Origin of the sequence: Phenylobacterium parvum (assembly GCF_003150835.1) — a bacterium.
Taxonomy (GTDB): Bacteria; Pseudomonadota; Alphaproteobacteria; order Caulobacterales; family Caulobacteraceae; genus Phenylobacterium; species Phenylobacterium parvum.
This window is the reverse complement of record NZ_CP029479.1, coordinates 886,592-909,139: the sequence shown is the minus strand read 5'-3', so window position 1 is coordinate 909,139 and position 22,548 is coordinate 886,592. Positions and strand designations below refer to the sequence as shown.

20 protein-coding genes are annotated in these 22,548 nt (G+C 70.9%); 10 read left to right on the top strand and 10 right to left on the bottom strand.

Annotated elements, in window-relative coordinates; genetic code table 11:
- Positions 1-18: 18 nt before the first annotated feature.
- Complete coding sequence (locus tag HYN04_RS04330) at positions 19-600, bottom strand: Crp/Fnr family transcriptional regulator (protein WP_162599534.1); 582 nt, start codon at positions 598-600, stop codon at positions 19-21.
- Between the two features lie 197 nt (positions 601-797).
- On the opposite strand from HYN04_RS04330, the gene HYN04_RS04325 reads away from it, so the two are divergent.
- From HYN04_RS04325 to HYN04_RS04295, 7 genes are all read left to right on the top strand, one after another.
- Complete coding sequence (locus HYN04_RS04325) at positions 798-2,288, top strand: DUF1254 domain-containing protein (RefSeq protein ID WP_110449617.1); 1,491 nt, start codon at positions 798-800, stop codon at positions 2,286-2,288.
- On the top strand, positions 2,285-3,694 hold the full coding sequence (locus HYN04_RS04320) for a DUF1254 domain-containing protein (RefSeq protein ID WP_199285993.1): 1,410 nt from the start codon (positions 2,285-2,287) through the stop codon (positions 3,692-3,694). The genes HYN04_RS04325 and HYN04_RS04320 overlap by 4 nt, the downstream gene beginning before the upstream one ends.
- Before the next feature lie 313 nt (positions 3,695-4,007).
- The gene (locus tag HYN04_RS04315; RefSeq protein ID WP_162599533.1) at positions 4,008-4,832 is read left to right on the top strand and encodes a MipA/OmpV family protein; all 825 of its coding nucleotides are present in this window, start codon (positions 4,008-4,010) and stop codon (positions 4,830-4,832) included.
- Positions 4,833-4,906: 74 nt separating this feature from the next.
- Complete coding sequence (locus tag HYN04_RS04310; protein ID WP_110449615.1) at positions 4,907-5,401, top strand: DUF1003 domain-containing protein; 495 nt, start codon at positions 4,907-4,909, stop codon at positions 5,399-5,401.
- A 200-nt stretch (positions 5,402-5,601) separates the two neighbouring features.
- Complete coding sequence (locus tag HYN04_RS04305) at positions 5,602-6,870, top strand: aminotransferase class III-fold pyridoxal phosphate-dependent enzyme (protein WP_110449614.1); 1,269 nt, start codon at positions 5,602-5,604, stop codon at positions 6,868-6,870.
- 4 nt (positions 6,871-6,874) lie between these two features.
- On the top strand, positions 6,875-8,305 hold the full coding sequence (locus tag HYN04_RS04300; protein WP_110449613.1) for an amidase: 1,431 nt from the start codon (positions 6,875-6,877) through the stop codon (positions 8,303-8,305).
- Positions 8,302-8,688 carry a DUF423 domain-containing protein gene (locus tag HYN04_RS04295; protein WP_241962693.1) on the top strand — a complete coding sequence of 129 codons (387 nt, stop codon included), beginning with the start codon at positions 8,302-8,304 and terminating at the stop codon, positions 8,686-8,688. Before HYN04_RS04300 ends, HYN04_RS04295 begins: the two co-directional genes overlap by 4 nt.
- Before the next feature lie 122 nt (positions 8,689-8,810).
- Here HYN04_RS04295 and HYN04_RS04290 read toward each other — a convergent pair whose 3' ends face one another.
- A complete protein-coding gene (locus tag HYN04_RS04290) occupies positions 8,811-10,031 on the bottom strand; it encodes a multidrug effflux MFS transporter (protein WP_110449612.1) in 1,221 nt (406 codons plus the stop codon).
- Positions 10,032-10,112: 81 nt separating this feature from the next.
- Between HYN04_RS04290 and HYN04_RS04285 the strand changes: the two genes are divergently transcribed.
- Together HYN04_RS04285 and pip are read left to right on the top strand one after the other, a co-directional pair.
- On the top strand, positions 10,113-11,123 hold the full coding sequence (locus tag HYN04_RS04285; protein ID WP_110449611.1) for an alpha/beta fold hydrolase: 1,011 nt from the start codon (positions 10,113-10,115) through the stop codon (positions 11,121-11,123).
- Between the two features lie 180 nt (positions 11,124-11,303).
- Positions 11,304-12,296 carry a prolyl aminopeptidase gene (gene pip, locus HYN04_RS04280; RefSeq protein ID WP_110449610.1) on the top strand — a complete coding sequence of 331 codons (993 nt, stop codon included), beginning with the start codon at positions 11,304-11,306 and terminating at the stop codon, positions 12,294-12,296.
- On the opposite strand, the gene HYN04_RS04275 is transcribed toward pip, so the two are convergent.
- Positions 12,293-13,264 carry an alpha/beta fold hydrolase gene (locus tag HYN04_RS04275; protein WP_110449609.1) on the bottom strand — a complete coding sequence of 324 codons (972 nt, stop codon included), beginning with the start codon at positions 13,262-13,264 and terminating at the stop codon, positions 12,293-12,295. The genes pip and HYN04_RS04275 overlap by 4 nt on opposite strands.
- A gap of 165 nt (positions 13,265-13,429) precedes the next feature.
- On the opposite strand from HYN04_RS04275, the gene HYN04_RS04270 reads away from it, so the two are divergent.
- Positions 13,430-14,716, top strand: coding sequence for an MFS transporter (locus HYN04_RS04270; protein ID WP_110449608.1), 1,287 nt, complete (start codon positions 13,430-13,432; stop codon positions 14,714-14,716).
- Positions 14,717-14,837: 121 nt separating this feature from the next.
- On the opposite strand, the gene rodA is transcribed toward HYN04_RS04270, so the two are convergent.
- The 7 genes from rodA to HYN04_RS04235 all read right to left on the bottom strand — a co-directional run bounded on the left by rodA (position 14,838) and on the right by HYN04_RS04235 (position 22,547).
- Positions 14,838-15,995, bottom strand: a complete 1,158-nt coding sequence (gene rodA / locus HYN04_RS04265; RefSeq protein ID WP_110449607.1) for a rod shape-determining protein RodA — start codon at positions 15,993-15,995, stop codon at positions 14,838-14,840.
- Complete coding sequence (gene mrdA / locus HYN04_RS04260; RefSeq protein WP_110449606.1) at positions 15,992-17,914, bottom strand: penicillin-binding protein 2; 1,923 nt, start codon at positions 17,912-17,914, stop codon at positions 15,992-15,994. The genes rodA and mrdA overlap by 4 nt, the downstream gene beginning before the upstream one ends.
- A gap of 5 nt (positions 17,915-17,919) precedes the next feature.
- Positions 17,920-18,432, bottom strand: coding sequence for a hypothetical protein (locus HYN04_RS04255; protein WP_110449605.1), 513 nt, complete (start codon positions 18,430-18,432; stop codon positions 17,920-17,922).
- Complete coding sequence (mreC, locus tag HYN04_RS04250) at positions 18,429-19,454, bottom strand: rod shape-determining protein MreC (RefSeq protein ID WP_110449604.1); 1,026 nt, start codon at positions 19,452-19,454, stop codon at positions 18,429-18,431. Before mreC ends, HYN04_RS04255 begins: the two co-directional genes overlap by 4 nt.
- 109 nt (positions 19,455-19,563) lie before the next feature.
- Positions 19,564-20,607 (bottom strand): rod shape-determining protein, encoded by a 1,044-nt coding sequence (locus HYN04_RS04245; RefSeq protein ID WP_110449603.1) that lies wholly within the window; start codon positions 20,605-20,607, stop codon positions 19,564-19,566.
- A 189-nt stretch (positions 20,608-20,796) separates the two neighbouring features.
- Positions 20,797-21,630, bottom strand: a complete 834-nt coding sequence (locus HYN04_RS04240) for a phytanoyl-CoA dioxygenase family protein (protein ID WP_110449602.1) — start codon at positions 21,628-21,630, stop codon at positions 20,797-20,799.
- Positions 21,631-21,668: 38 nt separating this feature from the next.
- Positions 21,669-22,547 carry an EamA family transporter gene (locus tag HYN04_RS04235; RefSeq protein ID WP_110449601.1) on the bottom strand — a complete coding sequence of 293 codons (879 nt, stop codon included), beginning with the start codon at positions 22,545-22,547 and terminating at the stop codon, positions 21,669-21,671.
- Between the last annotated feature and the right edge of the window lies 1 nt (position 22,548).

The following is a 22,548-nucleotide window of genomic DNA, read 5'->3' as shown; positions in this document are numbered from 1 at the left end:
AGTCGGAGCCCGTGCCCGCTAGGGGAGCGGACGGTAGGCGATGCGCTGCAAGGCTTCGAGGTCCAGGATCTCCAGCCGCCGATAGGCCGTGGTGATGACGCCCGCTTCCTGGAAGGCCATCAGCACCTTGTTCAGGGTCTGCCGGGACAGGCCGCACATGGTGGCGAGGTCGGCCTGGGAGATGTCGGTGAAGACCCGCCGGTCATCCCCGTAGAGACCGACGAAGGTCAGGAGCCGCTGGGCGACCCGCAGCTCGCCATTGGGCTGGACCAGGTTGGAGACCACGATCACCGCCTCGCCCAGGCCCTCGGCGGTCAGGGCCGCGATGGTCCGGCAGCACTCAGGGTCACGGATCACGATCTCGAAGTCGGACTGGCTGAGATGCAGGACCCGGCAGGCCGTCAGGGCGTGGATCGAGATCATGGTCGACTGGCGCCGCATTGCGGCGGCCTCGCCCGCCCAGCGCCCTACGCCCTGGACGGAGATCATCACGTCAGAAGGCGGCGTCTGGAGGCTCCACTGGCCTTCGACCAGGCCGAACATGCCCGCCGGCGGCGACCCGGCCCGGAAGATGGCCGCGCCGGCGGCGTACCTCCTCAAGGACACCCGTTCCAGAAAGACCTTGCGGAACTCGGGCGTCTGGCGGGCCAGCCAACCGGTTTCCGAGACCCTCGCAATGGCTTCAGACTTGTCCAGAGCCGCCTCCCTCGCCGGATCGAAATTGTCTATATCGCGACATCCCCCCGCCAACAACGCGGTTAGCCTCCGGCAACCATAGTCACCAAGGGAGGTTCACCATGGCTTTCGGTCCTTCAATGAAGTCCGTCCTGGCGGCGGGCCTGGCCACGGGCGTCCTCGCCCTTGTAGCCTGCTCGCAGGCGCCGGATTCCGCGGGTTCCGCGAACGAGGTGGCGACCCGCCTCGGCGCCCTGAAGCTGGAAAACGGCTACCCGACCAAGGAGACCGCCGACAAGCTGTACGACGAGATGGACTTCCAGCGGGCCACCCAGGCCTACATCTGGGCCCTGCCAGCGGTGGGCTTCAAGGCGCTCTACGACGCCCAGGCCAAGACCCTCGGGGTCAAGAACGGCGAGATCCTCCTGTACCAGGACCTCAAGGACAAGGCGGGGATGCTGACCCCGAACATCACCACCCTCTACGCCTTCAGCTTCTGGGACCTGGCCAGGGACGGCCCCCTCGTGGTCGAAGTCCCGGCCGGAGCCACGGCAGGCGGCGTCCTGGACATCTGGCAGCAGCCCATCACCGACATGGGCCAGACTGGCCCCGACAAGGGCGCGGGCGGCAAGTACCTCATCCTGCCGCCGGGCGGTGAGGCCCTCAATCCGGCCGGCTACCGGGTCGTCCGGTCACCCACCAACCAGGTCTGGTTCGGGACCCGGGGCCTCGACCCGGACAAGGCCGTCGCCGAGGCGACGGTCCGCAAGCACAAGATCTACGCCTGGGCGAACCGCGCGGCGCCGGGCGAGACCCGGTACGCCACCGTCGCCGGCCGTCCCTGGACCTCCGCCCAGCCGGACACCCTCGAGTACTGGCGCCTGCTGGCGGAACTCTACGCCAACGAGCCGGTCGCCCCCCGCGACCGGACCATGTTCGGCATGCTCGAGCCCCTGGGGATCCAGCCCGGCAAGCCCTTCAGCCCCGACGCCCGCCAGACGAAGATCCTGACCGAGGCGGCGAAGGTCGGCGAGCTGATGTCCCGCACCGTGGCCTTCGACAAGCGCTTCGCCGGCGCCACTGTCTATCCGGACAAGCACTGGGAATATGCGGTGATGTTCGAACTCGACCAGGAGACCCCGAACAAGGACCGGGTCCAGTTCGACCAGCGCGGCTCCTGGTTCTACGAGGCCATCGGCATGTCCGTGGGCATGCAGGGCCGCGTGCTGGGCTTCGGCCAGGTCTACCTGGAATCCTCCAAGGACAAGGCCGGCGCCTGGCTGGATGGCGGCAAGACCTACAAGATCCGCGTCGACCCCGCCCCGCCGGTCAAGCAGTTCTGGTCGATCACCCTGTATGACAACGTGACCCGCGGCCCGCTGGTCACGCCCCAGGGCGCCGCCGACATCAGCTCGCGCAAGCCGGACCTGGTCAAGAACGCCGACGGCTCCGTCGACGTGACCTTCGGCCCCGTCAGGCCCGAGGGCGCCGCCAACTGGATCCAGACCACGCCTGGCAAGGGCTGGTTCGCCTACTTCCGGTTTTATGGACCCACCGAGGCCTACTTCGCCAAGAGCTGGCAACTGAACGATTTCGAGCAGGTGACAAAGTGACCAAGAGCCTTATCCCCTCCACCCGCCGGCGCGAGGTCCTTGGCCTCGCCGCCTCCGCCATCGCCCTGTCCCTGGCGCCCGGCGCCGCGTCGGCCGCTACGGCCCTGACGCCCGCCGAGGCCAAGGCCATCGCCAAGGAGGCCTGGGCGTGGTCCTTCGCCCCGATCGAGGGCTACCAGACCCTCTACGCCCAGGCGGTGAACAAGGACGCCCCCGGCTATGTCGGCGGCTTCAACCGCTTCCGGCACTTCTCCCGCCTGGCGACGCCCAACGACAAGGACATCGTCACGCCGAACAATGACACGCCCTACAGCTGGGCCTGGCTGGACCTCCGGGCCGAGCCCATCGTCCTGTCCCTGCCGGCGGTGCCCAAGCGCTACTACGTGAACCAGTGGTTCGACCTCTACACCCACAACTTCGCCTACACCGGGGTGCGGTCGACTGGCCGGGAGGCCGGCGACTACCTGTTCGCCGGGCCACGCTGGAAGGGAACCGTTCCCAAGGGGATCAAGGCGGTCTTCCGGTCCGAGACCGAGATCGTCGGCACCCTCACCCGGACGGCCATCGAGGGCGGTCCCGACGACATCCCGGCCATGCAGGCCGTCCAGTCCCAGTACAGGCTGACCCCGCTCTCGAAGTTCACCGGCAGGAAGGCGCCGCCCGCCAAGCCGCCCGTGGACTGGCCGCCCTATGACCGCGCCAGGGCCGAGGGACTGGGCTTCATCCCCTACATCAACGCCCTCCTGCCGCTGATGCCGACCGTCCCGTCCGAGGTCGACATGCGCGCCAGGTTCGCCCGGATCGGCGTCGGCCCGGGTCGCCCCTTTAACGCCGCGGGCCTCGATCCCGCCATCCGCAAGGCCATGGAAGAGGGCGTGGCCGAGGCCGCCGCCGAGCTGAAGGCCCGGGCCCAGGCCGAGAAGACCTCAATGGATCTCTTCGGGACCCGGGAGTTCCTGGGCAAGGACTACGTCTACCGGCGCAACGCCGGCGCCCTGCTGGGCATCTACGGCAACAGCAAGGAAGAAGCGCTCTACGGCAGCCAGCAGACCGACAAGGCCGGCAAGGTCCTCGACGGCTCGCGCAACTGGCTCCTGAGGTTCGAGCCCGGCCAGCTCCCGCCGGTCAACGACTTCTGGTCCATCACCATGTACGGCCTGCCGGAACGCTACCTGGTGCCGAACCCGATCAACCGCTACTCGATCGGCGACCGGACCCCGGGCCTGAAGACCGGCGCCGACGGGTCCCTCGAGATCTACCTGCAGGCCGAGAGCCCCGGGAAGGACAAGGAGTCGAACTGGCTCCCCACGCCCAAGGGGCCCTTCTTCTTCGTGGGCCGCTTCTATGGCCCGCGTGAGACCGCCCTGCGGGGAGACTGGACCCTCCCGCCCCTGATCGAGCGATAGTCGCCCCGCCGAACCCCGGGAGACAGAGGGGTCAGCTGAGGCGTCGTTGACCCCCTCACCCGGCTTCGCCGGGAGCTCCCCCTTGGGGGAGCAATGGGCGCTGTAATTCCTCCCCCCAGGGGGAGGTGGACCGCGCAGCGGGCCGGAGGGGGTCTGCCGAGCCGCCGTTGACCCCCTCACTGCGGCCCTTGTGGCTTCAACACGGCCGTGCGGCCGGTCCCGAATGTGCGGAGCGGGTGCTTGCGGCGGGAGGGGAATGTCGCCAGATACCGGGCCCGGCCCTCCTGCCGGAGCTCGGAGAGGAGACGCGCCCATGTCCCGGTTGCAGACGGCCCTCCCGGCAAGAGCCGGCCTCATCGGCGCCCTGTCACTGGCCTTCGCCGCCCCGCCCGCCCTGGCCGATCCCTCCCTGCCCCCGCCGGCGGCCATGCCCCTGCCCGCCGGCGACCTTGTCGTCGATCTCGGGATCGCCGCACGCCTCCTCCCCCGTTACCCGGGGGCGGACGAGACGGCCCTGCGCGCCCGGCCCCTTTTCGGCCTCGAGCGGCTCAAGCTCCCGGGAGTGGGCGTCGTCGGCAACGGGCCGGCGGAAGGCGTGATTGTCTATCCCTCCGTCCGGTTCGAGGGCGAGCGGAAGGCCTCGGACCAGGCGGACCTCACCGGCATGCGCGATCTCGACTGGACCCTGGGCCTCGGGCTCGGCGCCGGTGTGAACCGCAAGTCCTGGCGCGCCTTCGCCGAAGTCAGGACGGGCGTGAAGGGCTACAGCGGCCTGACCGCCCGCGCCGGGGCGGACATTCTTTGGGCTCCGTCGCCGAAGACCGTCCTGGCGGCGGGCCCGCGGATAGACCTGGTCGGCGGGGACTATGCGCGGACCTGGTTTGGCGTGACCCCCGCCGAGGCCGCCGCCTCCGGCGGGAAACTGGCCGCCTACGCACCGGACGGGGGACTGGCCAGCGCAGGGCTCGCCGCCAGCTGGGGCCGGGCGCTCAATGACCGGGCCATGCTCCAGGTCGAGGCCAGCTGGGACCGGCGACTGGGCGAGATCGCAGACAGCCCCCTGGTCCGGAAGGGCTCCCGTGACGCCGTCACCGTCTCCACCGGCCTGACCTGGCGCTTCGGCTTCGGCGGCTCCTGACCCCCGGGTCCGCCCGGGCTTGGCCCCGGGCCCCGGACCTGAAAGGAATGGGCGGTCCTTAGACAGGAGCCCCCATGCCGGACCTCAATACCCGCATCCAGGACGCCGAGACCCGGCTGCTTGCCGAACTGCGCCGCCAGCGGCGGAACCTGCGCGAGAGCGGAGAAAACCCGGACGGCGCGGCCCTCGGCCAGCGGGTGGCCGACACCGTAGCCGCCACCATCGGCTCCTGGCCCTTCATCATCGTCCAGTCGGTGCTGATGGCCCTGTGGGTAAGCCTCAACGTCTTCGCCTGGATCCACCACTGGGACCCCTACCCCTTCATCCTGCTGAACCTGGCCCTGTCCTTCCAGGCCGCCTATGCGGGACCCTTCATCCTGATGAGCCAGAACCGGCAGCAGGACATCGACCGCCGCAAGGCCGAGACCGACTACCAGGTCAACGTGAAGGCCGAGCTGGAGATCGAGCTCCTCCATCAGAAGCTGGACGCCCTGAAGGAACAGGAACTGGCCGACCTCGCCCGGGCCGTGCGCAACCTCTCCGAGCTCCTGGAAACCCGCCGCACCTGAACCTAGGGCGGCGGCCCAGCTGACCCCCTCACCCGCCTCCGGCGGGAGCTCCCCCTTGGGGGAGCAATTGGCGCTCTCATTCCTCCCCCCAGGGGGAGGTGGACCGGGGCGCAAGCCCCGGGACGGAGGGGGTCAACGGCCTTGCCGCTTGCGCACAGGGGCCTGTCGCGGACAGGATGGGCCCAGCAAGGGAGGCCGCCATGGACCGACGCAATGACAGGGCCCTGAGGGCGAGGGCCGAGGTGGTGATCCCGGGCGGGATGTTCGGCCACCAGTCCACCGCCCTCCTGCCGGACGACTATCCCCAGTACTTCGTGAAGGCCAAGGGCGCCCACCTGTGGGACGCCGACGGCGGCAAGGTCCTGGACCTGATGTGCGCCTACGGCCCCAACCTGTTCGGCTATGGCGACGAGGCCATCGATGCGGCCTTCATCGCCCAGCTGCGGCAGGGCGACACCCTGACCGGCCCCGCCCCGGTGATGGTCGAGCTGGCCGAGACCCTGGTCGACATGGTCGGCCACGCCGACTGGGCCCTGTTCTGCAAGAACGGCGGCGACGCCACGACCATGGCCCTGACCGTCGCCCGGGCCCAGACCCGCCGCAAGACGGTGATCCGCGCCCGGGGCGCCTATCACGGCTCCACCCCCTGGTGCACGCCGCGCACCGCCGGGGTGCTGGAGAGCGACCGGGCGCACCAGATCCTGTGCGACTACAACGACGTGGCCAGCCTGGAGGCGGCGGTGGCCGAGGCGGGGGACGACCTCGCCGCCATCTTCGCCGCGCCCTTCCGGCACGACGCCTTCATCGACCAGGCCGAGCCCGAGGCCGCCTACGCCGCCCGCGCCCGCGAGCTGTGCGACCGCACGGGCGCTCTCCTGGTGCTGGACGAGGTGCGCGCCGGCTTCCGCCTCAGCCGGGACTGCTCTTGGTCGCACCTGGGGGTCGAGCCGGACCTGTCCACCTGGGGCAAGGGCCTGGCCAACGGCCACGCCCTCTCGGCCCTCCTGGGCTCGGACAGCGCCCGCAAGGGGGCCGAGGCCATCTACGCCACCGGCTCCTTCTGGTACCAGGCCGCCCCCATGGCCGCGTCCCTTGAGGTCCTGCGCCGCATCCGCGAGACCGACTACCTGGAGCGGCTGGAGACCCTGGGCGAGCGCCTCGCCTCTGGCCTGTCGGAGCGGGCGGACGCGGCGGGCTTTGGCTTCCGCATCACCGGACCCGGCCAGATGCCCCTGTTCCTGTTCGACGAGGACCCCGACCTGAGGAAGGGCTTCTTCTGGTCCAGCGCCATGCTGGCCAAGGGGGTCTATGTCCACCCCTGGCACAACATGTTCCTCTGCGACGCCATGACCGAGGCGGACATCGACCAGGCCCTCGACGCCGCCGAGGCGTCCTTCGCCGAACTCCGCGCCGCCGCCCCCGGCCTCGCCCCCGTGGCCAAGATGGCCTTCCTTTCCCAGACCCGGTGAACCCATGACCCCCGAAGCGTACGCCGACCTCGACGGCCTTGGCCTGGCGGAGGCCATCCGCAAGGGCGAGACGACGCCCCTGGAGGCCGTGGACGCGGCCATCGCCATCATCGAGCGGCGCAATCCCGTCCTGAACGCCGTGGTCCACACCGCCTTCGAGGAAGCCCGGCGACAGGCGCTGGGCGACCTGCCGGACGGCCCCTTCCGGGGCGTGCCCTTCCTGATCAAGGACCTGGCCATGCCCGTGGCCGGCTGGCCGCGCACCTCGGGCAGCCGCTTCGCCCGGCATATCGTCGACCGCGAGGACGGCGGCCTGACCGCCCGCTACCGCCGGGCCGGCGTCATTCCCCTGGGCAAGACCAACACCCCGGAATACGGCATCACCGGCACGACGGAGAGCGCCCTCCTCGGCCCCTGCCGCAACCCCTGGAACCCCGGCCACATCGCCGGGGGATCCTCAGGCGGGTCGGCGGCGGCCGTCGCCTCCGGCATGGTCCCCATGGCCCACGCCAGCGATGGCCTGGGCTCGATCCGCATCCCCGCAGCCTGCTGCGGACTGGTGGGGCTGAAGGTCACCCGCGACCGGGTGCCGAACCTGCCGGACGGCTTCGACTACGCCGCCGGCTTCGTGGTTGACCACGTGGTCACCCGCACCGTGCGCGACAGCGCCGCCATGCTGGACGCGACAGACGGGCCCGAGCCCGACAGCCCCTATCCCGCCCCGCCCAAGGCCGGCCCCTACCTCGCCGAGGTGGGCCGGGCGCCGGGCCGCCTGCGGATCACCTGGTCCTCCGAAACCGTCTCCGGCCGGCCCATCGACCCCCAGGTCCAGGCGGCCCTGGAGCGCACCGCCGACCTCCTGCGCCGCCTCGGACACGACGTGGTCGAGCAGGGCCTGGGCATCGACTACCGCGCCCTCTACGCCGCCCGGGGGCCCGTCTCGGGCGCCAACTTCGCCGCCGGCATGGCCCGGCTCATCGACGAGATCGGCCGCGAGCCCGAGCCCGACGAGCTGGAGCCCCTGACCTGGGTCTCCCTCAAGGGCGGGCGCAAGGTGACCGGCGAGATGGCCCTGCGGTCCCTGCAGGAGCTGCGGATGCTGAACCGGGCGACCCTGGCCGCCTTCCGGGACCGCGACGTCCACCTGACGCCGGTCCTGGGAACCCCGGTGCCGGAGATCGGCTTCATCGACCCGGTCAACCTCGAGCCGAAGGAGGTCAACCGGCGCCAGGGCCAGGTCTTCCCCTTCACCCCGCCCTTCAACTTCTCCGGCCAGCCCTCCCTGTCCCTGCCCCTGGAGACCACCGCCGACGGCCTGCCGGTCGGCATGATGTTCACCGCCCGCTACGCCGACGAGGCCACCCTCTTCCGCCTGGCCGGCCAGCTCGAGCGCGAGGCGCCCTGGGCCGGACGGCGGCCGGGCCTCTGGGCGTGAAGGGGCTCGCCAGGCGCGACTGGCTGGCCCTGGCCGCCCTGAACGGCCTTTCCGCCATCGCCATGGGCGCCTTCGCAGCCCACGCTGTGAAGGACCCCAAGGCCGCGGAGTGGATCCGCACCGGGTCGCAGTACGCCTTCTGCCACACCATGGCGACCTTCGCCTCGGCGGCTCTGATGGGCATGGGCGCCCCCCGCGCCCGCTTCGCGCCGGCATTCTTCCTGACCGGCTCGGTGATCTTCGCCGGGACCCTCTACGCCATGGCCTTCGGCGCCCCCCGCTGGCTGGGCGCCATCACCCCGATCGGCGGGGTCCTGTTCCTGATCGGTTGGGCCTGGCTGGCGGTCTCGGCCCGGGACCTGGACCGAACCGACAGCCGTTGACCCCCTCACCCGGCTTCGCCGGGAGCTCCCCCTTGGGGGAGCAATTACCTCTTCTTTCCTCCCCCAAGGGGGAGGTGGCGCGCGCAGCGCGACGGAGGGGGTCAACGGCGCCCCCGCCCTCCCTACACCCGCGCCGTCCCCTTCAGGGCCAGGGTCCTCAGCGCCAGTGCGGAACCCGTCATGGCGAGGAACATCGTCACGGCGACGGGCCGGGCCGAGCCGTCGCCCAGGGCGCCGGTCAGGGCCGAGGCCAGGGCGCCGGTGGCGAAGGAGGCCGAGCCCATCAGGGCCGAGATGGACCCCGCCCGGCGCGGGTCGACGTTCAGGGCGCTCGCCATGGTGTTCCCGGCCATGAAGCCGTAGCTGGACAGGACCAGGAAGATCAGGGGCAGGACGCTCCACATCCCGCCCCAGCCCGTGAAGGCGGCGGCCAGCAGCAGGGCGGCGGCGACCACGCCAAAGGCGCTGGCGGCCCTCAGCACCTGCTCCGGTGTGTAGCGAAGCAGGAGCTGGCGGTTGAGCTGGCCGGCGCCGATCACCCCGGCGGCGTTGAGACCGAAGACCCAGCCGAAGAGCGAGGCCGGGATGCCCCAGACGCCGATGAGCAGGCCCGGCGAGGCCGAGATCCAGGTGAAGAGGGTCGCCCCGTTCAGTCCGCCCGCCAGGGCATAGCCCACCATCCGCGGGTCCTTCAGAAGGGCGCCGAGGGCGGCCAGGGGCGACTCCGAGCGGGCCTGGACGGCGGTCGCCTCGGACCGGGACTCCTCCAGCCGGAACAGGGTCGCTGCGCCCACCGCCACGCCGAAGGCGGCGAGGGCCCAGAAGTTGGCGCGCCAGCCGCCCAGCTGGAGCAGCACGCCGCCCAGCAGGGGCGCCAGGATGGGCGCCAGGCCCATGACGAGGGTCAGGAGGGACAGCATCCGCGCCGTCTCGGTGTGGTCGAAGCGGTCCCGGACGACGGCCCGGGCCACCACCCCGCCGGCGCAGCCGCCCAGGGCCTGGACAAACCGGGCGGCGACCAGGAACTCCGCCGAGGGGGCCAGGGCGCAGGCGCAGGAGGCCAGGACGAACAGGGCGACGCCCGCCAGGATCGGGCCCTTGCGTCCCAGCCGGTCCGAGGCCGGGCCATAGAAGAATTGGCCGATGGCCATGCCCGCCAGGAAGGCCGAGACCGTGATCTGGGTATAGGCCGCATCCACCCCCAGGTCCGCGCCGATGGCCGGCAGGCTTGGCAGGTACATGTCGATGCCCATGGGAGCAAAGGCCGTCAGGGCGCCCAGCAGGACCACCAGGCCCCAGCCGGTTCCCTTGGCTCCCGCCCCACCTTCGCTCGCCGTCGCCATGCCGCCTTCCCCCGCGCTGGCCCTTGCCATACCCCCGCCGGGTCTGGCCAAGATAGGGGAAGTTTCTCCAGGAGCCCCTGAATGTCCGCACTCGCCCGCCAGATGCCCCCCGTCGCCAAGGCCCAGGTCAACGGGATCGACATGGCCCATTACGAGGTCGCCCGCGGCAAGGGCGTGCCGATCGTCTTCTGCCACGGCTTTCCCGAGCTGGCCTTCTCCTGGCGCCACCAGCTGAAGGCCTGCGAGGCCGCGGGCCAGTGGGCCATCGCCCCGGACCAGCGCGGCTATGGCCTGACCTCCCGGCCGGACAAGGTCGAGGACTACGACATGGAGCACCTGGCCGCCGACCTGGTGGGCCTCCTGGACCATCTCGGCATCGAGAAGGCGGTGTTCTGCGGCCATGACTGGGGCGGCTTCGTGGTCTGGCAGATGGCCCTGATGCATCCCGACCGGGTGGCCGGGGTGATCGGCCTCAACACCCCCTTCACGCCGCGCGGCGACTACGACCCCATCGCCTCCATGCGCTTCGCCTTCGGCGAGGACATGTACATCGTCTGGTTCCAGAAGCCGGGCGAGGCCGACGCCGCCCTCGGCAAGGACGTCGACAAGACCATGCGCTTCTTCATGCGCCGCCCGCCCGAGGACATGCCCGCCCCGCCCAGCGTCGGCCTCAGCATCGACAAGGACGCCGGTCCCGCCACCACCTCCACCTTCGCCTTCCGCGACATGCTGGCCGAGTGGGACAAGTCCGACACCGCCAACCAGCTCCTGACCCCCGACGAACTGGCCGCCTTCGTCGAGACATTCTCGGCCACCGGCTTCACCGGCGGCATCAACTGGTACCGCAACTTCACCCGCAACTGGGAGCGCTCGGCCCACCTGCCCAAGCGCATCGACCACGTCCCCTGCCTGATGATCTGCGCCGAGAAGGACGCGGTCCTGCCGCCCTCCCTGGCCGACGGCATGGAGGACCGCATCGCCGACCTGGAAAAGGCCCTGGTCATGGGCTCCGGCCACTGGACCCAGCAGGAAAAGCCGGAGGAGGTGAACCGCTACATCCTCGACTGGATGGGCCGGAAGTTCGGGGGCTGAACCGCCGCTGACCCCCTCCTGCCCGCTTCGCGGCCCACCTCCCCCTGATGGGGAGGAATTAGAGAGCCATTGCTCCCCCTAGGGGGAGCTGTCGGCGAAGCCGACTGAGGGGGTCAACGGCTTTCCCGCTGTGAACGGCGAAGGGGTTCCGGGGGCGTCGGCGGCGGGGTAGGAGATGGCATGAGCAGCGATCCGTGGTCTCCCGCCTTTTCCAGTTCCGCCGGCCGTCGCGGCCTGTTCCGGGAGGTCGAGCCCTTTGCCCGGGGCCGCATGGCCACCGAAGGCGTCCACGAGATCTACTTCGAGGAATGCGGCCGGCCCGACGGGCGGCCCTGCGTCATCCTGCACGGCGGGCCGGGCGGGGCGATCAATCCCACCATGCGGCGCTTCTTCGACCCCGACCGCTGGCGGATGGTGCTGTTCGACCAGCGTGGATGCGGCCTCTCCACCCCCAACGCCAGCCTGGAGGAGAACACCACCTGGCGGCTCATCGAGGACATGGAGCGCCTGCGGGTCCAGCTCGGGATCGAGAAATGGACCGTGTTCGGAGGCTCCTGGGGCTCGACCCTGGCCCTGGCCTACGCCATCACCCACCCCGAGCGGGTCGAGGCCCTGGTCCTGCGGGGCATCTTCACCCTGACCGAGCGCGAAGTGCGCTGGTTCTACCAGGATGGCGCCTCAGCCCTCTTTCCTGACGCCTGGGAACGCTACCTGGCCCCCATCCCGCCCGAGGAGCGCGGCGACCTTCTACACGCCTACCATCGCCGGCTGATCGGAAGCGACGAGGCCGCCAAGGCCGCCGCCGCCACCGCCTGGAGCCAGTGGGAGGGGGACACCATCTCCATCCGGGGCCCCGAAGGCCGGCCCGCCAAGTTCGGCGAGGTGGACTTCGCCATCGCCTTCGCCCGGATCGAGTGCCACTACTTCGTCAACCGCGGCTTCTTCCCCGAGGACGGCTGGATCCTGAAGAACGCCCACGTCCTGGCGGACATCCCCGGCTGGATCGTCCAGGGCCGCTATGATGTGGTCACGCCCATGGAGACCGCCTGGGCCCTGAAGAAAGCCTGGCCGAAGGCGAACTTCGAGATCGTCTGGGACGCCGGCCACGCCTCCACCGAGCCCGGCATCATCGACGGGCTTGTGCGTGCGTCCGAGGCGGCCCTTCGGCTCTAGCCCCGCAGCCCCTTCAGCCACGGTATGAGCAGGGCGTTGACCTCGGCAGGGCGCTCCTGCTGGGTCCAGTGCCCGCAGCCGTCCAGCACCTCGGCCACCTGCAGGTTGGGCACCTGGGCGCGCATCAGCTCGATGGGATCGCTCCGGCCCAGCATGTTGAAGGCCAGGTCCCGGTTGCCGGCCACGAAGAAGGCGGGCTGCTCGATCTTCCGGTCCTTGAAGGCCTGCTGCCAGGCGAAGTCCCGGTCGTGGTTCCGATAGCGGTTGATCGGCCCCCGCAGGCCCGAGGCCTCGAACTCGGCAGTGTAGTAGTCGAGGTCCGCCTCGGTCATCCAGGCCGGGAAGGGATCGGGGTCGACCAGGCCCTCCAGCAGGGCGGCGTCGGCGGTCTTGTTGTTCGGCCAGGTCCCGTCCGGCGCATCGCCCGAGATGGCGTAGTAGAACTTGCGCAGGAAGTCGCGGACGTTGGCCTCCGCTTCCGCCTCGGCTACGCCCTCCTTCTGGAAGTAGGCCTGGTAGAAGAACTTGTTCCGGGCCGTGAAGACCTCGTTGAAGACGTCCGAGAAGGACCTCTGCCCCACCCCGGTCCAGGGTACGGAGAGGGCGCCGACCGCCGAGAAGCGGTCAGGGCGCGACAGGGCCGAGTTCCAGACAATGGGCGCGCCCCAGTCATGGCCCAGGAGGATGGCCGGCTGGCCGGGCGACAGGGCGTCGGCCACCCCCACCAGGTCGCCCACCTTGTGCGGCATGGCGTAGTCGGCCACCGGATGCGGCTTGTCCGAGCCGCCGTAGCCGCGCACGTCGATGGCGCAGGCGGTGAAGCCGGCCTCGGCCACCGGGCCGATCTGGTGGCGCCAGGAGTACCAGCTCTCCGGGAAGCCATGGACCATGATGACCAGAGGCCCCTGCCCCTGAACCACCGCGCGAAGCTTCACCTCGCCGGCGTCGATCGTCGTGAATTCGGTCATCGGATCCTCCCTGGGAATATACAAGAGACCCTTCCGCCCGCCGCAAGGCAAGCCCCGCGACCGCGCGGATTCCGGGCTGGCGGCCTCGGCGGGATCGCCTAGGATCAGCACAACAGGCGCGCCGCTCCCGGCGCGCCCCGGTCGCACTCCGAGGATCCCGCCCCCATGTCCGCCAACGAAGCGACAGGACCCGGAGCGGAGACGTCCGGGGCCGGCGCGCAGACCGGCTTTCCCAGCTACCTCTTCACCCAGGGTGCCTGGTTCCTCGCCTTCGGCCTGCAGATGGTGCTCTTCCCCTACCTGGTCCGGGTGGTCCTGCAGGAGAACGAGATCCGCTTCGGCCTGGCGCAGATGTCCATGCAACTGCCGACCGTCCTGTTGATCCTGCTGGGCGGCTATGCGGCGGACCGGACGGACACCCGGCTGACCGTCCTGGCCGGATGCGGCCTGTGCGCCCTGAGCTTCCTGGGCCTCGGCGTCTTCGTGGCCGGGGGTCACCTGACCTACGCCACCCTGATCCTCTACGCCCTGGGGATCGGGACCATCGGCGCCTTCGTGACGCCGGCCCGGGACGCCCTCCTCAGCCGGGTGGCGCCGGGCGGGATGCAGCAGGCCGTCGGCATGGCCTCCCTGGCCCAGTTCGGCGGACAGGTCCTCGGCATGGCGACGGCGGCGGCGGCGCCCCTGGTCGGCCTTCCGGCCCTCCTGTTCGGGCAGGCCGCCATGATGGCGGTGGCGGCGGGCGCGGCGACGCGGATCCGTCCCCGCCCGGCGGCGCCCCCGAAGGTCCGGGAGGGCGGTGTCCTGGGATTCATGGCCAGCGAGATCAGCGTGGGCTTTCGAGCCGCCTTCGCCTCGCCGGTGATCGCCCCGGTGATCGTCTGCGCCATTGGCATGGGCGTCTGCTTCATGGGCGCCTTCGCCGTCCTTCTGCCGCTGATCGTCCAGGACTATTTCCCCTCTGACCTGACGGGTTCGGCCCAGACCCGGATCGCCGCCGCCCTCGGGGTGTTCAGCGTGACCTTCTGGATCGGCTCGATCCTTTCGGCGACCGTCCTGGTCCGGCTGGGCGAGATCCGGCGCAAGGGCCGGGTCTACCTGGCGGCCCTCTTCTCCGGGGCGTGCGTCCTGATCCTCTGCAGCCTGCCCATGCCCTTCTGGCTGCTGTGCGTTCTCAACTTCGTCTGGGGACTCGGCGGCGGCGTGGCCATGACCCTGGGCCGGGGGCTGGTGCAGAGGTTCTCGCCGCCGGACAAGGTGGCGCGGATTCTTTCGATCTTCACCCTGGGCAATATGGGCGCGGCCCCTGCCGGCGCGGTGCTGTACGGCGTGCTGGCCCACGCCATTGGCCCGCATGCAGCGATCCTTCTCCCGGGCCTGGGCATGCTGGTGATCGTGGCGGCGGTGGCGCTCCGCTCCCAGCTCTGGAGCCTGGCGGAGGGCGGGAGCTGAACCGCCGTTGCCCCCCTCACCCGGCTTCGCCGGGAGCTCCCCCTTAGGGGAGCAATTGACTCCTAATTCCTCCCCCAAGGGGGAGGTGGCGCGCGCAGCGCGACGGAGGGGGTCTGCGGCGCTAGATCAGCGAGCTCTTGGAGGCGGTGACCTCGGTGTAGCGGTGCACCCGCACGGACTGGACCAGGCCAAAGCCGATCATCACCGTCAGCATGACCGAGCCGCCGTAGGACAGCAGCGGCATGGGCACGCCCACCACCGGCGCCATGCCCATCACCATGGCCCCGTTGATCAGCACGTAGAGGGCGAAGGTAGAGGTCACGCCGGCGGCGGTCAGGCGGCCGAAGTGGGAATGCGCCAGGGAGGCGGTGCGCAGGGCCATGAAGATCACCGCGGCGTAGAGGAAGAGCACGGCCATGCAGCCGAGGAAGCCGAACTCCTCGGCCAGGGTGGCGAAGATGAAGTCGGTCTGCTTCTCGGGCAGGAAGTTCAGCTGGCTCTGCGAGCCCAGGCCATAGCCCTTGCCCAGCAGGCCGCCGGAACCCAGGGCGATCTTGGACTGAAGGATGTGGTAACCGGTCCCCGAAGGATCGCTCTCGGGGTTCATGAAGGTCAGGATCCTCTGCCTCTGGTAGTCGTGCAGGACGAAGAGGATGAAGGGCGGCAGCGAGGCCAGGGCCAGGCCCGCGCCGGCGAAGATGACCTTCCACGAGAGGCCCGCCAGGATGACCACGGTCAGGCCGGTAAGGGCCAGCAGCATGGCGGTGCCAAGGTCGGGCTGGTGCGCCACGAGCAGGGTCGGGACGCCGATCATGGCGGCCGGAACCAGCAGCCACCAGGACAGCCGGGCGCGCTCTGCCGAAAGGCCGTGATAGAAGCGGCCCAGGGCGAGCACGAGCCCCAGTTTCATGATCTCTGACGGCTGGAAGCTGCCCAGGGGCCCGAGGTCCAGCCACCGCTGTGCGCCGAGCCGGACGTCGCCGACCAGCTCCACCGCCACCAGGAGGATCAGGCTGATGGCATAGAGGGGGTAGGCGATGGCCGCCCAGACCCTGAGGTCGATCACCGCCAGCACCGCCATGAGAACGAAGGCGACGCCAAAGCGGGTGATGTGGTTGGCCGCCCAGGGCTCCCAGCTTGAGCCGGCGATGGAGAACATCATCAGGGCGCCGGCCACGGCGATCAGGATCAGGGCCAGGCAGAAGACGCCGTCGATCTGGACGACCTTGTCGATCAGCCGGCCGCGTTCGGTGCGGGAGGTGAGGCCGGCGAAGCTCATGCGGGACCCCCCTGCGCCGGGTCTCGGCTGTCGGCCACCGAGACCGCCGCCGGGGGGCGCTCGATCCGGCCCCGAAGCTCCGGGTCCTTCAGGAGGGCAAGGCGCATCAGGTCCCGGGCTCTGGGGGCCGCCGCCTGCGCCCCGAAGCCCCCATGCTCGACCAGCACCGCCACCGCATAGCGGGGCGTATCGTGGGGCGCGAAGCCGACGAACCAGGCGTGGTCGCGCAGATGCCAGGGACCGTTGGTGCCATGGACCCCACGGCCGCCATTGTAGTTGTAGCCCTGGGCCGTCCCGGTCTTTCCGGCCATCCGGATGTCGCCCAGTCCAATCTGGCCCGTGCGGGCAGCCGTGCCCCGGGTGGTCACGGCGCCCATGGCCTCGCGGACGAAGGCCAGGTGAGCTGGGTCGAAGCCCAGGTCCGGAGCCTCGGCGGCGTCGGGCTTTGGGACTCCGCCCACGGAGCGGATCAGGCGCGGGACAAGGGCCTTGCGGCCATTGGCCATGCGCGCCGCCGCCACGCACTGCTGCAGGGCGGTGACCAAGGTGTAGCCCTGGCCGATCCCCATGCTGGGGGTCTCGCCGGGATGCCAGACCGGATCGCGCCGGAAGTTCCGGCGCTTGTACTCGGTGTCGGGAATCAGCCCCTTCTTCTGGCCGGGAATGCCGAGGTCGTAGGCCTGGCCAAGGCCGAAGCGCCGGGCCACGGCCGCGATCTTGTCGGGGCCGAGTTGCAGGGAGACAATGTAGAAGTAGGTGTCGCACGAAGTGGCGATGGCGTTGTGCATGCTCGTCCGCCCGTGGACCCCGTCGCATCGCCACCGACGGTTGCCGAATGTCCAGTAGCCGGGGCAGTTCACCGTCATGTCGGGATCGATGCCGTGCTCCAGCGCCGCCACCGCCACCAGGGTCTTGAAGGTCGAGCCCGGCGGATAGGTGGCGGTCAGCGCCTTGTTGAACAGCGGCTTGTGGTCATACTCCGCCAGGGCCCGGTACTCAGCTCCACCGAGGCCCCGGACAAAGCGGTTGGCGTCAAAGCTGGGCGCAGAGACCATCGCCAGGAGGTCCCCCGACTCGCAGTCCATCAGCACCGCCGCCCCGCTCTCCTCACCAAACATCTCCAGGCCCCGCAGTTGCAGGTCCATGTCGAGGCTCAGCTGGACCTCCTTGCCCGGGGTGGCGGGAATGTCGCCGCCGGGAGCCAGCCGCACCTGCCGGCCGCGGGCGTCCACCTCCACCTTCTGGGCGCCGGGGCGGCCACGGAGCTCAAGGTCGAGCGCCTTCTCCAGGCCCTGTCGGCCGATCCGGAAGCCGGGGTGCAGCATGATGGGCTCGGCGTTCGGGCCGGTCTCGGTGATGTCCTCCTTGTTCACCTTGGCCACGTAGCCGATGACGTGGGCGAAGGCGCCGCCGTGCGGATAGACCCGCACCTCCCCCATGTCGGCCGTCACGCCGGGCAACTCTGTGGTGCGGATGTTCACCGCGGAGAACTGCTCCCAGGTGATGTCCTCCATGATGGCGACCGGCGTGTTCCGGGGGGCGTTGCCAAGGTCCCTGAGGACGCGCTGGCGACGCTGGTCGTCCATCGGGACGTAGTTGGCCAGGGTGGCGACCATGGCCTCGGGGTCCTGGTCCTTCTGCCGGGCGTAGAGCAGGCGGAAGTTCGGCCGGTTTGTCGCCAGGATCGCGCCGTTGCGGTCGGTGATCAGCCCGCGGGGCGGAGGGACCAGGCGGAAGTTGAACTGGTTGGAGGTCGACAGCTTGGCGTAGCGGGCGTTCTCGGCCAGCTGGAGATAGGCGAGCCGGCCGGCCAGGGTCGAAACCCCGAGGGCGATGGCGCCGCCCAGGAGGAAGGTGCGGCGGTGGAAGACGCTCTGCCGGGCGTTGACGTCGGAAAGGATGATCGACGGCTGGGTCATGGCGTCTACCGGAACCGCACGTCCGCGTCGCGGAAGCGCTCGATAAGCTGGCCCGCGACGGGAAAGAGAAGGACGGTGGCCAGCCATTGCAGGCCGGCGGCGGCGAGGGAGGGCGGCGTCCCGGAGGCCAGGGCGGTGATCGCCCATCCCACGGCCTGGGCCAGCAGGCAGGCAAGGCCGAACCAGGCCCAGAGCACCACGGGCGACTGGCCAGCCAGGATGTTCCGCAGGGCCAGGATCGGCAGATAGGCCGCCAGCAGGGCGAGAGGCCAGAGTCCCGCCGGTCCGCCCCAGAGCGCGTCCAGGACCAGCCCCCCGAGCAGAAGGGCGAAGGCGGGTGAGGCCGCCGGCCGGATCATCGCCCAGGCGAAGGCGGGGACCATCAGGGTCACCGGCTCAGGCAGCGGGAAGCCCAGGATTCGGATCGGTGCGGCCAGGAGCAGGCTGGCCAGGAGGGCTGCGAGGAGGGGAAGGCCCACCCAGCGCGAGACCCGGAGCGGACGGGCGACGGCGCTCACGGGGCGGCCCCGGCGGGTTTGGACACGGGCTTGGGGGCGGTTGTGGGGGCCGCCCTGGGCGTCGGAGGCTTCGCCGCCGGCTCCGTCTTCGGCGTGGCCAGGGCGGGCGGCGCGGTCCGGGGCGCAGGTGTGGGCGGGGGCGGCGGAGCCGGGCGGTTGAGGGCGCGCAGGTCCTCAAGCTTCACGAAGTCCTCGAAGAGGAGGACCCGGACAAAGTCGATGGGCGCCGCGTCCGAGGCCAGGCGCACGCGCCAGGCTCCATCCTGCCCCTTCACGACACGCCCTACCGTGAGGCCCCGGGGCAGGACCCCGCCGTCCCCGGACGTCAGGACAAGATCGCCGTCGCGGGCGGCGTCTCGTCCGCGCAGGTAGGCCAGTTCCGGCGCCCAGCCGCCGTCGCCGGTCAGGATGGCCCGGGCGCGGGTGCGCTGGATCATCACCGGGGTCCGGGAGGCGGCGTCGGTCAGCATGAGCACCCGGCTGACCCGGGGCGAGGTCCCGATCACCCGGCCCACCAGGCCGTTCTCGCTCAGAACGGGATGGCCAACCTTCACGCCCCGGTCCGCCCCGGCGTTGATCAGGCGGGTGTTGGCGTAGGGGCCCCGGCTCTCGCTGACCGCGCGGGCGGTGACCATGGGGACCGGCGGATCGACGGCCATGCCCAGGAGGGCCCGGTAGCGGGCGTTCTCGTCCTCGAGGGTCGCGGCCTTGTCGCGCAAGCCGCGGGCGGCGGCCAGCTCGGCCTTGAGGCGGCGGTTCTCGGACACGGCGAAGAAGTAGTCGCCAACCCCGGAGGCGACGCCGCCCAGCCAGCGGACCGGGGCCGCCACGGCGCCGGTCACCGGGGCGACGACCCCGTCAGACGCCTTGCGCAGGGCGTGGTAGGCGCCTTCCTGGTAGGTCTGGCGACGGTCGGCCATGAGGAGGGCGAAGGCCACGACCAGGGCGACCACGGCGGCGGCCGCCGCGCCCAGCAGGAGGGGCAGCCTGACCTCGCCAAAGGGATTGTCCCTGAAAGACACGGACCCGACGCTCTCCCGGACCTCCGGCCGGCGGGAGGCCCCTTCCTTGTGCGCTGCCGATCAGCTCCGGCCAGTCAGTCCCAGTGGCGCGATTCCCGCCAGTCCCCGGTCAGGCGCCGCCGTTGTCCATGACGCTCTTCATCCAGGCCGGATGCTCGAGCACCTTGCCGCAGCCCAGGGCCACGCAGGACAGGGGATCATCGGCCACCGTCACGGGCAGGCCGGTGTGGTCGCGGATCTCGACGTCCAGGCCCCGCAGCAGGGCGCCGCCGCCGGTCAGCATGATGCCCTTGTCGGCGATGTCGGAGGCCAGCTCCGGAGGCGTCGACTCCAGGGCCATCTTCACGGCGTCAACGATCTGGGCGACGGGCTCGGCCAGGGCCTCGGCGGCCTGCTTCTCGGCCACCCGCACCTCCCGGGGCACGCCCTGCATCAGGTCGCGGCCCTTGACGTCGATGGCCAGGCCCTCGCCCTCCTCGGGGGCGCGGGCGGTGCCGATTTCCTTCTTGATGCGCTCGGCCGTCGTCTCGCCGATCAGCAGGTTATAGTTCCGGCGCATGTAGGAGATGATCGCGTCGTCCATGGTGTCGCCACCCACCCGCACCGAGCGCGAATAGACCACGCCCGAAAGGGACAGGACCGCCACCTCGGTGGTGCCGCCGCCGATGTCGACGACCATGGAGCCTGTCGCCTCATGGATGGGCAGGCCGGCGCCGATGGCCGCGGCCATGGGCTCGTCCATCAGGGCCACCCGGCGCGCGCCGGCGTTCAGGCAGCTGTCCTTGATGGCCCGGCGCTCCACCGCCGTGGCGCCCGAAGGCACGCAGACGATGACCTTGGGGTTCACGAAGCCCTTGTGGTTGTGAACCTTGCGGATGAAGTACTTGATCATCTCCTCGGCGACTTCGAAGTCGGCGATGACGCCGTCGCGGAGGGGGCGGATGGCCTCCATGTGGCCAGGGGTCCGGCCCAGCATCTGCTTGGCGTCGAGGCCGACCGCATAGGTCTCCTTGCGGCCGCCGACGGTGCGCAGGGCCACCACCGAGGGCTCGTTCAGCACGATCCCGCGACCCTTCATGTAGATCAGGGTGTTGGCGGTGCCGAGGTCGATGGCGATGTCCTTGGTGACAGAGCCGAAGAGGGAGGAAAACATGCAGGTTCCCGGAGGCGGAGGGCGGGGTCGGAGGGGCCTTGCGAAGGTCTGGGTCCGAGGTTTTGGTCGCCACCAGGGGCGCGCGCCAACGGACCCTGTCCCGACAGGGCGGATCAGATGGTCCTCTGCCCTGCCAATGGGGTGAATTCAAGGCGAATCCACCGCTTGGAGGCCCGCCTTCCTGTGGATTCAGTCCGTTTCCCCGGTCCCGGGCCTCTCGACCGGCGGCGACCAGCCGGGCTCGAGCGCCTTGAGCGGATGCGAGCCGGTCACATGGCCCATGAAGGGCGGCCAGACCTCATAGCCGAGGAGGGCCTGGAGACGGGGCGAAAGGGCGGCCGCCCGGGCCTGGGGGATGCCGAGGAAGAAGTTCTCCTGGGTCCGCGCCCAGGGCTGGCAATACTGGTGGGTGAGGGCCAGCCGTGGGGCGTCGCTGCGGTTGGCGCCGCCGCGGTGGATGAGGTTTCCCTGCAGGATGATGGCCGCGCCCGCCGGCATGACGGCGGGGACTAGACCGGGCCCGCCCCCCGCGGCGATCGCCTCCGCCGCCCGGGCCTCGTCCCAGAGGTGGGAGCCCGGCAGGATGTCGGTGGCGCCGTTCTCTTCCGTGAAGGGATCGATGGCCGCGATGAGCGTGAGGCTGGCCGCCGGCCGCGGCCGGGGCAGGCGGTAGAAGCTGTCGTCGGTGTGGAGGGCCTGGGCCGCCTCCCCCGGGTGGATCCGGATCGACTGGCTGGCGGTCAGCAGGTAGCCGGGCAGGAGGAAGCGGTCGAGCAGGGCCAGGACCCGGGGGTCCTCCACCATGCGCTCGAAGACCGCGCCCCGCGCCACCAGGGTGTAGATCCGCTCGGTGGCGTAGCCCTCGAAGGCGTTGCGGCCCCGGTGGGCGCCCGACAGGGCGTCGATGCGCGCCCGCGCCTCGGCGAGGTCCCCGGGCGACAGGAAGTCCCGGAGGACGGTGAAGCCGTCCCGCGCCAGCCGTCCGGCGTGCGCCTCAAGGTCGAAGTCCGCGTCCTGCGCCATGTCCGCCCTCCCCGGCCGGTCAGCGCCATCCTGCCCCGTCAGGCCAGCGCCGTCACCACCACGCCGAGGGCGGTGGCGGCGCCAGCCGCCAGCTGGCGGGGGGTGAGGCGCTCGCGGAACAGGGTCCGGCCCGCCAGGGCGGCGATCGGCGCCTCGATCACGCCGATGGCGCGCACAGGTCCGGGGGGCGACATGGCCAGGGCCGAGAACCAGAGGACCGAAGCGCCCGCCCCGCAGGCGCCCGCGCCAAGCGACGCCCGCCAGGATACGAAGACCGCACGAAGGGCGGCAGGCCTCAGGAGGGCCAGGGCGCCGCCCAGGACAACCGACTGGATCGCCTGGGCGGCGACAACGGCGCCAATGCCCGCGAAGATCGGGTGCCGCGGCTCAAGGGCCAGCCCCGCCTGCCGGTAGCCGTTCATCGACAGGGCGAAGAAGGCCGCCGCAGCCAGGCCCAGCAGGGCGCCAGGGTCCATCGTCCGCAGCCCCTCACGGGGCCAGGACAGGACGGACAGGCCGACAGTCGTGACGCCCACTCCCAGCCACTGGAGCGGATGCATGCCGTCGCCAAAGGCGATCCAGCCCAGCACGGCGCCGAACGGCAGGGCGGCCTGCTGCAGAAAGGTGGCGACGGCGAATCCCGCGCGTTCCATGGCCACCAGAAGGCAGGCGGTGGCGGCGACCTGGGCCAGCCCCCCCGCCCCCACGCTCAGGAAGAACCGCAGGCCGGGCTCTGGCCGGGCGTCCGGGGTCGCCAGGACCGCGATCCCCAGAAGGGCCAGGGAGAAGGGCAGGCCGAACAGGAACCGGACCAGGGTCGCGCCCCAGGGCCCGGCCTCTCCGATCATGCCCCGCTGGAAGGCGTTGCGGGCGACCTGGAGCGGGGCGGCGGCCGCGGCGAGCACGGCCCACAGCATG